16 protein-coding genes and 2 tRNA genes are annotated in these 13,539 nt (G+C 70.7%); 12 read left to right on the forward strand and 6 right to left on the reverse strand.

The window, feature by feature from the left end; translation table 11 throughout:
• Position 1: 1 nt before the first annotated feature.
• The 3 genes from GEV26_RS00600 to GEV26_RS00610 are packed head-to-tail and all read left to right on the forward strand — an operon-like array spanning position 2 to position 1,860.
• The gene (locus tag GEV26_RS00600) at positions 2-1,006 is read left to right on the forward strand and encodes an adenosine deaminase (protein WP_153651269.1); all 1,005 of its coding nucleotides are present in this window, start codon (positions 2-4) and stop codon (positions 1,004-1,006) included.
• A gap of 31 nt (positions 1,007-1,037) precedes the next feature.
• Entirely contained in the window at positions 1,038-1,358 is a 321-nt protein-coding gene (locus GEV26_RS00605; RefSeq protein ID WP_153651270.1) for an ArsR/SmtB family transcription factor, read from the forward strand.
• Positions 1,359-1,377: 19 nt separating this feature from the next.
• Positions 1,378-1,860, forward strand: a complete 483-nt coding sequence (locus GEV26_RS00610; protein WP_153651271.1) for an SRPBCC domain-containing protein — start codon at positions 1,378-1,380, stop codon at positions 1,858-1,860.
• 9 nt (positions 1,861-1,869) lie between these two features.
• Here the strand turns inward: GEV26_RS00610 and GEV26_RS00615 are convergent, their stop codons facing one another.
• Positions 1,870-3,486, reverse strand: coding sequence for a bifunctional phosphatase PAP2/diacylglycerol kinase family protein (locus GEV26_RS00615; RefSeq protein ID WP_153651272.1), 1,617 nt, complete (start codon positions 3,484-3,486; stop codon positions 1,870-1,872).
• Between the two features lie 72 nt (positions 3,487-3,558).
• Here GEV26_RS00615 and serS point away from each other — a divergent pair, with 72 nt between their 5' ends.
• Both serS and GEV26_RS00625 read left to right on the forward strand, forming a co-directional pair.
• Positions 3,559-4,833 (forward strand): serine--tRNA ligase, encoded by a 1,275-nt coding sequence (serS, locus tag GEV26_RS00620; protein WP_153651273.1) that lies wholly within the window; start codon positions 3,559-3,561, stop codon positions 4,831-4,833.
• Positions 4,830-5,612: an HAD family hydrolase gene (locus tag GEV26_RS00625; protein ID WP_153651274.1), complete on the forward strand. Its 783-nt coding sequence runs from the start codon at positions 4,830-4,832 to the stop codon at positions 5,610-5,612. The genes serS and GEV26_RS00625 overlap by 4 nt, the downstream gene beginning before the upstream one ends.
• On the opposite strand, the gene GEV26_RS00630 is transcribed toward GEV26_RS00625, so the two are convergent.
• Positions 5,609-6,007, reverse strand: coding sequence for a winged helix-turn-helix transcriptional regulator (locus GEV26_RS00630; RefSeq protein ID WP_153651275.1), 399 nt, complete (start codon positions 6,005-6,007; stop codon positions 5,609-5,611). The two genes, GEV26_RS00625 and GEV26_RS00630, sit on opposite strands and share 4 nt — an antisense overlap.
• A gap of 83 nt (positions 6,008-6,090) precedes the next feature.
• Here GEV26_RS00630 and GEV26_RS00635 point away from each other — a divergent pair, with 83 nt between their 5' ends.
• Positions 6,091-6,972 (forward strand): aldo/keto reductase family oxidoreductase, encoded by an 882-nt coding sequence (locus GEV26_RS00635; protein WP_153651276.1) that lies wholly within the window; start codon positions 6,091-6,093, stop codon positions 6,970-6,972.
• Here GEV26_RS00635 and GEV26_RS00640 read toward each other — a convergent pair.
• The 4 genes from GEV26_RS00640 to GEV26_RS00655 all read right to left on the reverse strand — a co-directional run bounded on the left by GEV26_RS00640 (position 6,953) and on the right by GEV26_RS00655 (position 9,657).
• The gene (locus tag GEV26_RS00640; protein WP_153651277.1) at positions 6,953-7,357 is read right to left on the reverse strand and encodes a YjbQ family protein; all 405 of its coding nucleotides are present in this window, start codon (positions 7,355-7,357) and stop codon (positions 6,953-6,955) included. The two genes, GEV26_RS00635 and GEV26_RS00640, sit on opposite strands and share 20 nt — an antisense overlap.
• 123 nt (positions 7,358-7,480) lie before the next feature.
• Positions 7,481-8,044 (reverse strand): WhiB family transcriptional regulator, encoded by a 564-nt coding sequence (locus GEV26_RS00645; protein ID WP_153651278.1) that lies wholly within the window; start codon positions 8,042-8,044, stop codon positions 7,481-7,483.
• A 65-nt stretch (positions 8,045-8,109) separates the two neighbouring features.
• Entirely contained in the window at positions 8,110-8,640 is a 531-nt protein-coding gene (locus GEV26_RS00650; protein ID WP_153651279.1) for a bacterial proteasome activator family protein, read from the reverse strand.
• Between the two features lie 45 nt (positions 8,641-8,685).
• Entirely contained in the window at positions 8,686-9,657 is a 972-nt protein-coding gene (locus tag GEV26_RS00655) for an NAD(P)H-quinone oxidoreductase (RefSeq protein WP_153651280.1), read from the reverse strand.
• Between the two features lie 77 nt (positions 9,658-9,734).
• Here GEV26_RS00655 and GEV26_RS00660 point away from each other — a divergent pair, with 77 nt between their 5' ends.
• From GEV26_RS00660 to GEV26_RS00685, 6 genes are all read left to right on the forward strand, one after another.
• Positions 9,735-10,520, forward strand: a complete 786-nt coding sequence (locus GEV26_RS00660; protein ID WP_153651281.1) for a carbon-nitrogen hydrolase family protein — start codon at positions 9,735-9,737, stop codon at positions 10,518-10,520.
• The gene (locus GEV26_RS00665) at positions 10,517-11,572 is read left to right on the forward strand and encodes a hypothetical protein (RefSeq protein WP_153651282.1); all 1,056 of its coding nucleotides are present in this window, start codon (positions 10,517-10,519) and stop codon (positions 11,570-11,572) included. Before GEV26_RS00660 ends, GEV26_RS00665 begins: the two co-directional genes overlap by 4 nt.
• A gap of 58 nt (positions 11,573-11,630) precedes the next feature.
• Positions 11,631-11,719 (forward strand) — tRNA-Ser (locus tag GEV26_RS00670).
• A gap of 1 nt (position 11,720) precedes the next feature.
• The gene (locus GEV26_RS00675) at positions 11,721-12,140 is read left to right on the forward strand and encodes a hypothetical protein (protein WP_153651283.1); all 420 of its coding nucleotides are present in this window, start codon (positions 11,721-11,723) and stop codon (positions 12,138-12,140) included.
• Positions 12,141-12,233: 93 nt separating this feature from the next.
• A tRNA-Ser gene (locus GEV26_RS00680) sits at positions 12,234-12,320 on the forward strand.
• 170 nt (positions 12,321-12,490) lie between these two features.
• Positions 12,491-13,531, forward strand: a complete 1,041-nt coding sequence (locus tag GEV26_RS00685) for a GGDEF domain-containing protein (protein ID WP_153651284.1) — start codon at positions 12,491-12,493, stop codon at positions 13,529-13,531.
• Positions 13,532-13,539: the final 8 nt, after the last annotated feature.

Raw genomic sequence — 13,539 nt, forward strand, 5'->3', positions numbered from 1 at the left:
CATGTCGTTCGAGACCGGTCTGCCCAAGGCGGAGCTGCACGTCCATCACGTCGGATCCGCCTCGATGCGGACGGTGGCCGAGCTCGCGGAGCGCCATGCGGGCACGACCACGGTGCCGACCGACCCCGACGCGCTCGCCGACTTCTTCACGTTCACCGACTTCGGCCACTTCATCGAGGTCTACCTGTCGGTCGTCGACCTGCTGCGCACCCCGGAGGACCTGTGGACGCTCACCCACGACGTCGCACGTGACCTCGCGGCCCAGAACGTCCGGTACGTCGAGCTGACCTGCACGCCCTACACCTCGATCGCAGTCGGCATCAGCGCCGAGGCGTACTGCGAGGCGCTCGAGGACGCCCGCCGTCGAGCGGAGGCCGACTTCGGCGTCACGATGCGCTGGATCTTCGACATCCCCGGCGAGTCCGGGCTGCCCGCCGCGGACGTCACCCTCGACACCGCTCTGCGGCTGCAGCCGGACGGCCTGGTGGGCTTCGGCCTCGGCGGTCCCGAGATCGGCGTGCCGCGACCGCAGTTCAAGCCGCACTTCGACCAGGCCCGTGCGGCAGGCCTGCACAGCCTCCCGCACGCGGGCGAGTCGACCGGCCCCCAGACGATCTGGGACTCGCTGGAGGCGCTCGGCGCCGAGCGCATCGGCCACGGCATCGCGGCCGCGCAGGACCCCGCCCTCATGGCGTACCTCGCGGAGCACCAGATCCCGCTGGAGATCAGCCCGACGTCCAACGTCCGCACTCGCTCGGTGGCGTCGATGGCCGAGCACCCGCTGCCCGCCCTGGTCGCGGCCGGGGTGCCGGTGTCGATCAACTCCGACGACCCGCCCATGTTCGGCACCACGCTCAGCCAGGAGTACGAGGTCGCGCGCGATCTGCTCGGCCTGGACGACGCCGGCGTCGCCGAGCTCGCCCGCGCCGCGGTGCGTCACTCGTACGCGCCCGATGCGGTCAGGACGCGGCTGCTCGCCGAGATCGACGCCTACACGGGGTCTTGACGCTTCCATAACCATCTGGTTATGTAGCGGGATGAACGAGGACCAGCTCGATCTCGTGTTCGGCGCACTCGCCGACCGCACCCGGCGCGCGATCCTCGCGAGGCTGGCCGATCAGGACACCAGTGTCGGTGACCTGACGGCGCTCTTCGCGATGTCGCAGCCTGCGGTGTCCAAGCACCTCAAGGTGCTGGAGCAGGCCGGGCTGGTCTCCCGCAACCGGCAGGGGACACTTCGCCTCAGCCACCTCGAGGCCGAGCCGCTCAAGGGCGCGACGGTCTGGATGGCCGACTACCGGACGTACTGGTCCGAGAGCTATGACCGTCTGGACGCGCTGCTCGAGGAGCTCGACTGATCCCACCAAGGAGAAGCACATGAGCACCACGAAGCACGACGTCACGATCGAGAACGACGGCCAGCACGGCATCACCATCGTCCGCGAGTTCGACCACCCGGCCGAGAAGGTCTATCGCGCGCTGACCGAGCCCGAGCTGATCGGACGCTGGGTCGGCCCGCGCGGCTACGACAACGTCGAGGTCACGAACGACGCGCGTCACGGCGGCGCCTGGACCCTCGTCCAGCGCGGTCCCGACGGCGACGAGTTCGCCTTCCGGGGCGTCTTCCACGGCGACCCGACACCCGAGCTGACCCTGCGCACGTTCGAGTGGCTGGGCCTGCCCGGTCACGTGAGCTTCGAGTCGTTGAGCATGGACGATCTCGGTGACGGCCGCTCGCGGGTGCGCACCACCTCGGTCTTCCTCACCCAGGAGGACCGAGACGGCATCCGGGCCAACGGCATGGACGACGGGGTGACCGAGGGCTACGAGCGGATGGACGAGGTGCTGGCGACCCTGTGACCGGACGTCTCAGCGCGGCGAGGGCGGTGCCAGGGCGACCGGCACGCGGACCAGCAGGACGCCCGGCTGCACCTCGGCGGTGATGGTCTGCCCGTCGCCGACGGGGTCGCCGTCGAGCTGCATCGGCACCGGCTTCTCGGCCTTGATGACGACCTTCTGGCCGGTGAGGCGGTCGAGGCGCTCGTTGGTGCGCTTCTGCCGCCCGACGACGCGCACGATGATCGCGAGCCAGCCGATGAACCGCTTCGGCGCGATCACCACGACGTCCAGCAGCCCGTCGTCGATCTGGGCGTCGGGCAGCAACGGGATGCCGCCCTGCAGGAAGCCGACATTGCCGACGACCACGGTGCGCGCGCGGAACCTGCGGGGCTCGCCGCCGTCGACCGAGATCTGCACCTTCATCGCGGGGAACCGGGCGGCCTTGACGCCGCTGACGAAGTACGCGAGCCAGCCCACCTTGCTCTTGAGCTGGTCGTTGACGCCGGTCATGATCGCGGCGTCCATGCCGAGGCCGGCCATCACCAGGAACGTCGTGTGGTGGCCGGTGTCGGTCTCCAGGACCGCGAGGTCGATGGCCCGGTCCTGGCCGCCGAAGGCGACGTCGAGTGCGTCCCGCGCGTTGAGCGGGATGCCGAGGTTGCGGGCGAGCAGGTTGCCGGTGCCGTGGGGCAGGACGCCCACCGCGACGCCGGTGCGGGCGACCTCCTGGCACACGGTGCGCACGGTGCCGTCCCCGCCGGCGGCGATGATGAGGTCGACGCCCTCCTCGAGCGCCGCCCTGGCCTGGCCGCGGCCGGGGTCCTCGATCGAGGTCTCGTACCAGCTCGGCTCGCTCCAGCCGTTGAGGTCGGCGACCATCCGCACGCGGGCCTTGAACTCCTCGACGTCACCGACCTTGGCCGGGTTGAGCACGACCGCGGCGCGGCGACGCCCCGATCCGGTGATGGTAGCGAGCTCGTGCGGCAGGCGGGCGGCGCCGGCCACGATCAGGAGCCACAGGCCGAGGGCGATCACCATGCCGAGGCTGAGCCCGGCGACGACGTCGCTGAGGTAGTGCACGCCGAGGAAGATCCGGCTCGCGCCGACGCCGATCGCCATCAGGCTGAGCACCGTGACGAGGATGCGCCGCTTCCAGCCGCGGCCGGTCGAGACGATGGCCAGCAGGACCAGCACCGTGAAGAACATGCCCGCACCGGTCGAGTGGCCGCTGGGGAAGGAGTAGCCGCCGATCTCGTGCAGCGGCATGTCGAACGTCGGACGCTCGCGGCCGAACGCGAGCTTGATCAGCGCGTTGCCGCCGATCGCGACCACGCCGGACAGCACGATCCACAGGGCGATCGCCCGCTCACGGCGCACCAGCGCGACGATCGCGAGCAGCGCGAGCACGATGCCGCACACGAGATTGCTGAACACGACCGCGACGACGTCGAGGAAGTCCACGAGCCCGGGACGACCGTCCGTGACGTCGTACGCCCACTCGGCCACGTGCTGGTCCAGGCGCATCACGGGCGAGGCCTCGGTCGCGACGCAGACCGCGAGGATCGCGAAGATGAGCGTCGGGACGGCCAGCACCCAGGCCAGCACAGCGGGGCGGCCGGGATCGGCTCGACGCAGGTCCAACGTCACAGGTCCTCCTCAGGGGTCGGTCAACTCTAATCGACTGAAAACCCGCCGTGCCCCGGGCGATAGGCTGGCACAGTGATCGACGCCCGAATCCTGAGAGATGACCCCGATGCCGTCCGCGCCGCCCAGCAGCGCCGTGGTCTGCCCACCGAGCTCGTCGACGAGCTCATCAGCGCGGACGAGCAGCGCCGAGCCTCGATCGTGGCGTACGAGGCCGTGCGCGGTGAGCAGAAGAACCTCGGCAAGCTGATCCCCAAGGCGCAGGGCGAGGAGAAGCAGCAGCTGCTCGCGCGCACCAAGGAGCTCAGCCAGCAGGTCAAGGACGCCGAGGCCGCGCAGACCGAGGCCGCCGAGACGTTCGAGCGGCTCATGAAGTCGCTGCCCAACCTGGCCTCGCCCGACGCCCCCCAGGGTGGCGAGGACGACTTCGTGGTGCTCGAGACCGTCGGCACGCCCCGCGACTTCGCGGCGGAGGGCTTCGAGCCCCGTGACCACCTCGAGCTCGGCCAGATGCTGGGTGCGATCGACGTCGAGCGCGGCGCCAAGGTCAGCGGCTCGCGCTTCTACTTCCTCACCGGCGTCGGCGCCCAGCTCGAGCTCGCGCTGACCCAGCTCGCGATGAGCAAGGCCGCCGAGTGGGGCTTCACCCCGATGATCCCGCCCGCGCTGGTCAGCGAGCGCGCGATGGAGGGCACGGGCTTCCTCGGCCAGGCCGCGGACGACGTCTACCACCTGGAGAAGGACGGCCTGTACCTCGTCGGCACGTCCGAGGTGCCGATGGCGGCCTACCACTCCGACGAGATCCTCGACGCGGGCTCGCTGCCGCGCCGCTACGCCGCGTTCAGCCCGTGCTTCCGCCGCGAGGCCGGCTCGTACGGCAAGGACACCCGCGGGATCTTCCGCGTCCACTGGTTCGACAAGGTCGAGATGTTCGTCTACACGACGCTCGACCAGGCCGCCGACGAGCACCAGCGCATCCTGGGCTGGGAGAAGGCCTGGCTGGACGCCCTCGAGCTGCCCTACCGCGTGATCGATGTGGCCTCGGGCGACCTGGGGCTCTCGGCTATCCGCAAGTTCGACTGTGAGGCGTGGATCCCGACCCAGGGCAAGTACCGCGAGGTCTCCTCGGCGTCCAACTGCACCGAGTTCCAGAGCCGCCGGCTCGACATCCGGGTCCGCGGCGGCGAGGCCGAGGGCACGACGCCCGCGGCGACGCTCAACGGCACGCTGTGCGCCATGACCCGCACGATCATCGCGATCCTCGAGAACGGGCAGCAGGCGGACGGGTCCGTACGCCTGCCCGCGGCGCTGCACCCGCTGCTCGGCGAGGTCCTGAGGCCGCTGCCGTGAGCTGGCGCCCCAGGCTCGTCGCGCTCGACGTCGACGGCACGCTGGTCGACAGCGCCAACGAGATGACCCCCGCGGTGCGCGAGGTCGTGCGCGCGGTGCGTGACTCCGGCATCGAGGTGGCCATCTCGACGGGCCGCGCGATCCCCGGCGTCGTCGACACGACCCAGAAGCTCGGCTTCACCGAGGGCTACGCGGTCGCCAGCAACGGCGCGGTCGTGTTCTCCTACGACCCCGTCGAGGTGCTGCACGCGGTGACGTTCGACGCGAGCGATGCGGTGAGCCGCGTCCTGGAGTACGTCCCCGACGCGATCGTCGCGGTCGAGGAGCTCGGGGTCGGCTTCCGGGTCAACCGGCCGTTCCCCGAGGATGAGATCAGCGGCAACTTCACCGTCGAGCACATCGACTCGCTGATGGCCGATCCGGTCACCCGCGTCGTGATCCGCTCGACCGACCACACCGCCGAGGAGTTCACCAAGATCGTCGAGGACCTCGGCCTGATCGGCACCAACTACTTCATCGGCTACTCCGCGTGGCTCGACCTCGCGCCCGAGGGCGTCTCCAAGGCGTCCGGCCTGGCGTTCCTGACCGACCGCCTCGGCATCGCGCAGGAGGACGTCCTCGCGGTCGGCGACGGCAACAACGACATCGAGATGCTGCAGTGGGCCGGTCGCGGTGTCGCGATGGGCCACGCGCCCGACACCCTCACCGACGTCGCCGACCACGTCACCGGCTCGATCGACGACGACGGTCTCGTCGAGGAGCTGCGCCGCTACCTCTAGACGCTCAGGCGGTGCTCGAGCACCTCGTCCATGTGACCCTCGGCCCAGTCCTTGATCCCGCGGACCAGGTGGTGCAGCGAGAGGCCCAGGTCGGTGAGCTCGTACGTCACCGTGACGGGCACGGTCGGTGTGACGGTGCGGGTGAGCAGCCCGTCGGCCTCCAGCGACCGCAGGGTCTGGGTGAGCATCTTCTGGCTGACGCCGGCGATCGTCCGCGACAGCTCCGAGAAGCGCATCGGCTGCGGGTCCCCGCCGCGGCCGAGCGCGCACAGGATCAGCGCGACCCACTTGTCGGAGATCCGGGCGATCAGCTGGCGGCTGGGACAGGCGGCGTAGAACGCGTTGTACTCGTTCTTGGCCTGCGTCCTGCGCTGCGCTGCGGTGGTCGTGCTCATCGTCGTGCTCCTCACTCGGTGGTGACCTAGGCACTCCCAGGTACCTACTTCCCGGGGGGAAGCGCCGCGCCCAGTATGGACGCATGAGCACACCATCGACCACCCTTCCCGGCGGCACGTGGACCCTGGGCGACCTGACCGTCACCCGATTCGGCTACGGAGCCATGCAGCTGGCCGGCCGCTGGGTCATGGGGCCGCCGGCCGACCACGACGGCGCGATCGCGGTGCTGCGCGAGGCCGTCGACCTCGGCATCACGCACATCGACACCAGCGACTCCTACGGCCCGCACATCACCAACCAGCTGATCCGCGAGGCGCTGCACCCCTATCCGGACTCCCTGCACGTCGTGACCAAGATCGGCGGCCGGCGCGACGAGCAGGGCGGCTGGCCGACCGAGCGGCGGCCCGATCAGCTGCGGCGCCAGGTCGAGGACAACCTGGAGTCCCTCGGCCTGGACACCCTCGGCGTCGTCAACCTGCGCCTCGGCAACGCCGACGGACCCGTGCAGGAGTCGATCGCCGAGGCGTACGAGACGCTCGTCGACCTCCAGCAGCGGGGCCTGATCCGGCACCTCGGCGTCAGCAACGCGACGGTCGCGCAGGTGGACGAGGCGCGGGCGATCGCGCCGCTCGTGTGCGTGCAGAACATGTACAACCTCGCGCACCGCCTCGACGACGACCTGATCGATCGGCTCGCGGCCGACGGCGTCGCGTACGTGCCGTTCTTCCCGCTCGGCGGGTTCAGCCCGCTCCAGTCGTCCGCCCTGTCCGCGGTCGCCGCGCGGCTGGACGCCACCGCGATGTCGGTCGCGCTGGCCTGGCTGCTGCAGCGCTCGCCCAACATCCTGCTCATCCCGGGCACCTCGTCGGTCGCACACCTGCGCGAGAACGTCGCTGGGGCCGGGCTCACGCTGGGCGAGGACGACCTGGCCGAGCTGGACCGGATCAGCCCGCGAGGAAGCTGAGCCGCACCTGCCGGTCGGGGTTGTCGACGTTGGTGTCGACCAGGCACACCGACTGCCAGGTGCCGAGCGTCATCCGTCCGTCCAGCACCGGGACGGTCATCGACGGGGCCAGGAACGCCGGCACGACGTGGTCGCGGCCGTGCCCGGGCGTCCCGTGCTGGTGGATCCACCGGTCGTCGCGCGGCAGCAGGTCGTCCAGCGCGGTCAGCAGGTCGTCGTCGCTGCCCGATCCGGTCTCGATGATCGCGACCCCGGCGGTCGCGTGCGGCACGAACACGTGCAGCAGGCCGTCACCGCGCCCCCGACAGAACGCAGCGCAGTCGCGCGACAGGTCGTGCACGACCGACCTGCCACCGGTCCGCACGTCGATCGTGATGGAGTCCATGCCCCGATCGTCCCACCCGCTCCAAGATTTGGCGGCTACCGCCCGCCACATCCCGCGGATCCCGACATCTGGCGGGCTCAAGCCGCCAAATCTCGGACGCCGCGGGGGCCGGGCCGGGGCGCGTCAGGCGACGCGGCTGGTCGAGAGCTGGTCGAAGGCGTCGAGGACGGCGTCGGTGCTGGGCAGCAGCGCCACGGGCTCGCGGGGAGCCGCGGCGGCCTCGAGCTGCTGCTCGCGGGCCCGGCGCAGGTGACGCTTGATCGTGGACGTCGAGCAGCCGAGGCGGTCGGCGAGCTGGTGGCAGGTGTCCTTGGGGTACGCCTGCCGGGCCGTCATGACAGCGTCGTGGCTCACCGGTCCGCCACCCACGCGCGGGGCGCCGTACGGAGTCGTCGACGCCTGCTGCACCTGGATGCCCAGCTGGCGGCGGATCAGGTGGCGGTCGTGCTCGGTCGTGCAGGCCACGAATCCGGAGACGTCGACCTCGACGACGGCCCGATAGAGGCACTCGACCATGAGCGGGCACGCGGCGCACTGCCGGTGCGCGGACGCCCGCTTGGCGGCCAGCCGGTCCCACTCGGCAGCGGTGACGTCGGTCCGCGCCGGCGGGGAGTGCAGCTGCTCGTCGTGATAGATGTCCGGTACGGAGGCGCACGGAGGCGCAGTTGGTTCAGCCAAGATGGTCATGGGTCCCTCTTCCCAAGAGAGGCAGGCAGGGAGTCGCCGTGCCTCAGGTCACATCAAGGCTCAGGTTAGAGGTACATGCCCCCGGAATCCCGGTTTTCGCCCGAAGTGTCCGAATCGTCACCTTTGGGCACGTTTGGACCCGGTAGGGCCAGCCTCATGTTGTGCAGCTGCGACTGGGCCTGCACCTGCTGGGCGTACAGCGCCGCCTGGATGCCGTGGAACAATCCCTCGAGCCAGCCGACCAGCTGCGCCTGGGCGATGCGGAGCTCACCGTCGCTGGGCGCCTCGCTGTCGAACGGGAGGCTGAGGCGCTCCAGCTCCTCGACCAGCTCGGGGGCGAGACCCTCCTCGAGCTCCTGGATCGACTGGGTGTGGATCGCGCGGAGCCGGGCCCGGCTGGCCTCGTCGAGAGGGGCGGCCTTCACCTCGTCGAGGAGCTGGCGGATCATCCCCCCGATGCGCATGACCTTGGCCGGCTGCTCCACGAGCTTGCCGAGCGGGGTGCCGCTCTGCTCAGGCTGCTGCGGCGGCTGGCCACCGGGTGCGGTGATGGGCTGCCCGCCCGGGGCGATGATCTTCGGCTGCTCCTCAGTCATCCATCAAGCGTAGCCACGTTTGCCGAGACCGCAGGGGTGTGCGCCTCAGAGGGTCAGCAGGACCTTGCCGATGTGGCTCGAGTCCTCCAGCACCTGGTGCGCCTGGCGTACGTCCTCCAGCGGGTACGTCGCGTGGACGATCGGCCGCACGGTGCCGTCGGCGATGAGCGGCCAGACCTGCGCGACCATCGCCGAGACGATCGCGGCCTTCTCGTTGCTGGGCCGGGCCCGCAGCGACGTGGCCATCACGGCGGCGCGCTTGGTGAGCAGCGCGGCGAGGTTGAGCTCGGCCTTGGTGCCGCCCTGCATGCCGATGACGACGAGGCGCCCCGCGGTGTTGAGCACCGAGACGTTCGAGGCGAGATACTTCGCGCCGATGATGTCGAGGATGACGTCGGCGCGCAGGCCGGCGCTCTTCATCTCCTCGGCGAAGTCCTGCTCGCGGTAGTTGATGACGACATCCGCGCCGAGCTCGCGACAGAACGCGGCCTTGTCCTCCGAGCCGACCGTCACCACGACCGTGGCACCGAACGCCTTGGCGACCTGGATCGCCATCGTGCCGATGCCGCTGGCGCCGCCGTGCACGAGGAGCGTCTCGCCGTGCTGCAGCTTGCCGATCATGAAGACGTTCGACCACACGGTCGCGGCGACCTCCATGAGGCCTGCGGCCTCGGTCAGCGAGATCCCGGACGGCACGGTGGCGACCTGGCCCGCGGGCACGCTGACGTACTCGGCGTAGCCGCCGCCGGTCAGCAGCGCGCAGACGTGGGCCCCGGGCTGCAGGTCGGTGACGCCCTCACCGACGGAGACGATGTCGCCCGAGCACTCCAGGCCGAGGACGTCGGTGCTGCCGGGCGGCGGGTCGTAGAAGCCCTGGCGCTGCAGCAGGTCGGCGCGGTTGACGCCTGCGGCGGTGACGCGGATGAGCACCTCACCGGGTGCGGGTTCGGGTGCCGGACGGTCGACGACCTCGAGGGCGTCGACTCCGCCGGGCGTGGGAGCTGTGACAGCGCGCATCCTCCGTACGGTAGTCGGCCCGGCCCGTGCGGGCGATCCAGGTGGCCCCTCACAGGGCACCTGAGAGGATGGAAGACATGCATGTTGCCGTGGTCCAGCGCGCGTCCGACATCGACTCGGCCGCCAACCGCGACTCCATCGCGGCCCAGCTCGCCGCCCTGGGGCCCGGCGACGATCTCGACCTGGTCGTCCTGCCCGAGGCCGCGATGCACGACTTCGGCGCACCCGACCACGACCTGGCCGCGGTGGCCGAGCCGCTGGACGGCCCGTTCGTGCAACTGCTCGCGGATGAGGCCCGTCGCATCGGCGCGACGGTCGTGGCGGGGATGTTCGAGCGTACGGACGGGCTGCCCTTCAACACGCTGGTCGTCGTGGGGCCGGACGGAGAGCTGCGGCGGACGTATCGCAAGATCCACCTGTACGACTCGTTCGGCTACAAGGAGTCCGATCGCATGGCGGCGGGTGAGGTCGAGCCGGTCGTCGTCGAGATCGCGGGCCGGCCGGTCGGGCTGATGACCTGCTACGACCTGCGCTTCCCCGAGCTCGCGCGCGGACTGGTCGACGCGGGGGCCGAGATATTGGTCGTCCCGGCCGCCTGGGTCGCGGGCGATCGCAAGCTCGAGCACTGGCGGACGCTGCTGACCGCGCGGGCGATCGAGAACACGGTCCACGTCGTCGCGGCCGGGCAGGGTGGCGACCGCTACACCGGCCATTCCTTGGTTGCCGATCCATGGGGCTCTATCGTGGATGAGGCCGACCTGGCTCCCGCGATCATCCGGGCCACCCTGGCCGCAGCCGACCTGGCGCACGCGAGGGACGTGAATCCCTCGCTCTCCAACCGAAGGATCCGACACCGCTCATGAGCTCCACCGTGCAGGGAGGACGTCGACGGCTCGACGCGTCGGTGCCTCCCGAGTACGACCTCCCGACGCGTGAGCCGCGCATCGAGTCGGCGCGCACCGCGCGGCTGCTCATGTGGGTCGTGTTCGTGGCGTGGGTCGTCGGCACGGCGGGCGCAGGGACGTCGATCATCGCGATCGGCGCCCCGGGCTGGGTCGAGCGTCCCTCGGCCGCCCTGCTCACGATCGTCTTCGCGGTGGGCCTGACCCACCGCGGCGGCGGCCACATGCGCATCTGGCTGCCGATCACGGCCGCCCTCGCGATCGCCGCGGCCGCCCTGGAGACCAACGTCCTGCTGGCGTCCGCCGCGACGGTCTCCGCCGTCCTCTCGGCGGTGTGGGCGGTGATGGTGACCCGGCCGGCCGACTCGGTGGTCGGCGCGCTGCGCGAGTACGCCCTGGCGCTCGTGGTCGCGCTGAGCGGCACCCTGTCGGTCGCGGCGTGGAACGCCCCGGTCAACTACCAGCGGTTCAACCTCCTGGTCATCACCGTCGCGCTCGGCCTCGCGATCGCGTTGGTGTGGAACCTCGGCGCCGGCCTGCACGGCCTCGGCCGGCAGAACCTCGGGATCCTCGCGGGGGTCGCGGTCCTGCTGCTCGCGATCCTCGCCTACAGCAGCTTCGTGCGCTCGCACGGCTCCGACGTCCTGGTCGAGTCGTTCAGCGACCTGGTCACCTGGAGCCGCGAGACGTTCGAGGGCGTGCCGCGCCCGGTCGAGGTGTTCATCGGCTTCCCGGCGCTCATCACCGGCGTCTCGATGCGCTCCAAGCGGCGCGAGGGCTGGTGGGTGCTGGTGTTCGCGGTCATCGGCACCGCGGTGCTGACCACGTCGCTCGTGACGCCGGGCGCCTTCCCGACGTACATCGCGCTGTCGACCCTCTACTCGGTCGTCCTCGGCCTCATCGTCGGGCTGATCGTGCGGCACTACGTCCTGCGGGAGCGCTCGGCCCGTGCCGCGCGCGCGATCGAGCCCATCGTGCGCGTCGAGCCCCCACGCTTCGCCCCCTTGAAGTAGCCGCCGCGCCGGCAGGTGCGACAATCGTCTCTGGCGTGGCGCTTCGGTGCCGCTGCCAGGAGGGGTGCCGGAGTGGCCGATCGGAAGCGCCTTGAAAGCGCTCGCTGGCAGCGATGTCAGCCGCGGGTTCGAATCCCGCCCCCTCTGCGTGACGAAGTATCGCCTTGACCGCCGCTTCACCTTGCCCGCGATCGGGATCCACCTGATCGCCGCGGGCCTCGTGGCCGCCCTCGCCTTCTGGGTGTGGGCGCCCCTCGGCGTGCTCACGGTGCTGCTGCTGCTCAACGCGCTGCGCGTGTTCGCCTTCCCGCCGGCCGTGGTCCGCGCGGATCCGTCGGGCGTACGCCTCGGCGGGCTCATGACCATGAAGCCCGTGCGGGTGGTCTGGACCGAGGTCGAGGACGTCACCGTCGACCGCACGCGGCTGGTCTTCGACCGGGGCGATGCGGGGACCACCGCCTTCCCGCTGGCGTACGTCGGCCCGCGGGCGGAGGAGCTCGTCCGCGAGGTCTACGACCGGCTGAACACCGCCAACGGCTACACCCGCTACGAGGATCCGTCGTCCTGACGCAGGCTCCGAGGGGCTCGGATCGATCCCGATTCGTCGGACCGGTGACCCGGTCGCTATCCTGATCCGGTTGCTGTCTTCGGACTGCAGCGGGGAGATGTCGCATAGTGGCCTAGTGCGCCCGCCTGCTAAGCGGGTTGAGGTTTAAACCTCTCGCGAGTTCAAATCTCGCCATCTCCGCAGGCACACCAAGGAGCAGGGCCCCGTCGGGTCCTGCTCCTTCGTGCATGCGCAATCTCCACCGCACTGCAAAGTGACGCGACGGGAAACACACGGCCGCCGTTTGGTGAAAACCCTTCGCACTCCAGCACACGCGGTTAACGTGGGATTTCCAGGGGACAGGGGCCGACATGGGACGAGAGACGCACGGGCTGCAGAGCCTTGCGGCGATGGCGCACCTCTTGATGCAGCCCCACAGCCTCGAGCGGGTGCTGGAGGTCGCGGCCGAGCACGCCCGCGGCGCGATCGGCGCCGCGAGCGTCTCGATCAGCCAGTTCGACGAGCCCGCCCAGCAGATCCGCACGATCCTCAACGTCGGCGAGCTCGGACCGGGCGAGGAGCGTTGGCCCGACGACGAGACGTACTCGATCGCCGGCGACAAGCGGTTGGCGTCCGCGATCCTGGACAAGCTCAGCTCGCACGACGCGGTCGACGACCCCTCGTCGGACGAGACCGAGCGGCGGATGCTGCGCCGGCTCGAGAAGGGGTCGTCGCTGACGACGGCGATCGTGGTGGACGGACGGGCGTGGGGAGAGTTCTACGCGACCCGGCACATCGGCGCCGTCCGGTTCGACGCGGACTCGATCGCGTACGCCGAGGTGCTCGTCGCGATCCTGGCCTCGGCGATCTCGCGCGCGCTGCGGGAGCAGACGCTGCAGGAGCTCGCGTTCCACGATCCGCTGACCGGGCTGTTCAACCGGCGCGGCCTCGACGCCGAGGCGGCCCAGGTGTTCAACGTCCCGGAGGGGACGACCCGCAACGTGGCGATCGTGGTGGTCGACATCAACGGCCTCAAGACGATCAACGACACCCAGGGCCACGCCCAGGGCGATGAGCGGATCCGGTTCGTCGGGTCCTCTCTCCGGATCGCGTTCGCGCCCCTCGGCGCGTCGATCGTGGCGCGGGTCGGCGGCGACGAGTTCACGGTGATGGTGCCCGATCGTGACGTGCGGGAGGTGCTGGCCACTGCCGACGCCCTGCTCGACCGGCTCGCGGAGGCGGAGCACGAAGTGGGCGTCTCGGCGGGCGTGGCGGCCGCCGCCATCACCGCCGACACCGATGTGCGGCCCACCGACCTGTTCGCGGCCGCCGACCGCGCGCAGTACGTCGCCAAGCGCGCGGGCCTGACCGCGGCCCTGCTCTACGACGACCTTGAGGCGCAGATCGCCTGACCGCGCCC

It is taken from the genome of Aeromicrobium yanjiei (assembly GCF_009649075.1).
Taxonomy (GTDB): Bacteria; Actinomycetota; Actinomycetes; order Propionibacteriales; family Nocardioidaceae; genus Aeromicrobium; species Aeromicrobium yanjiei.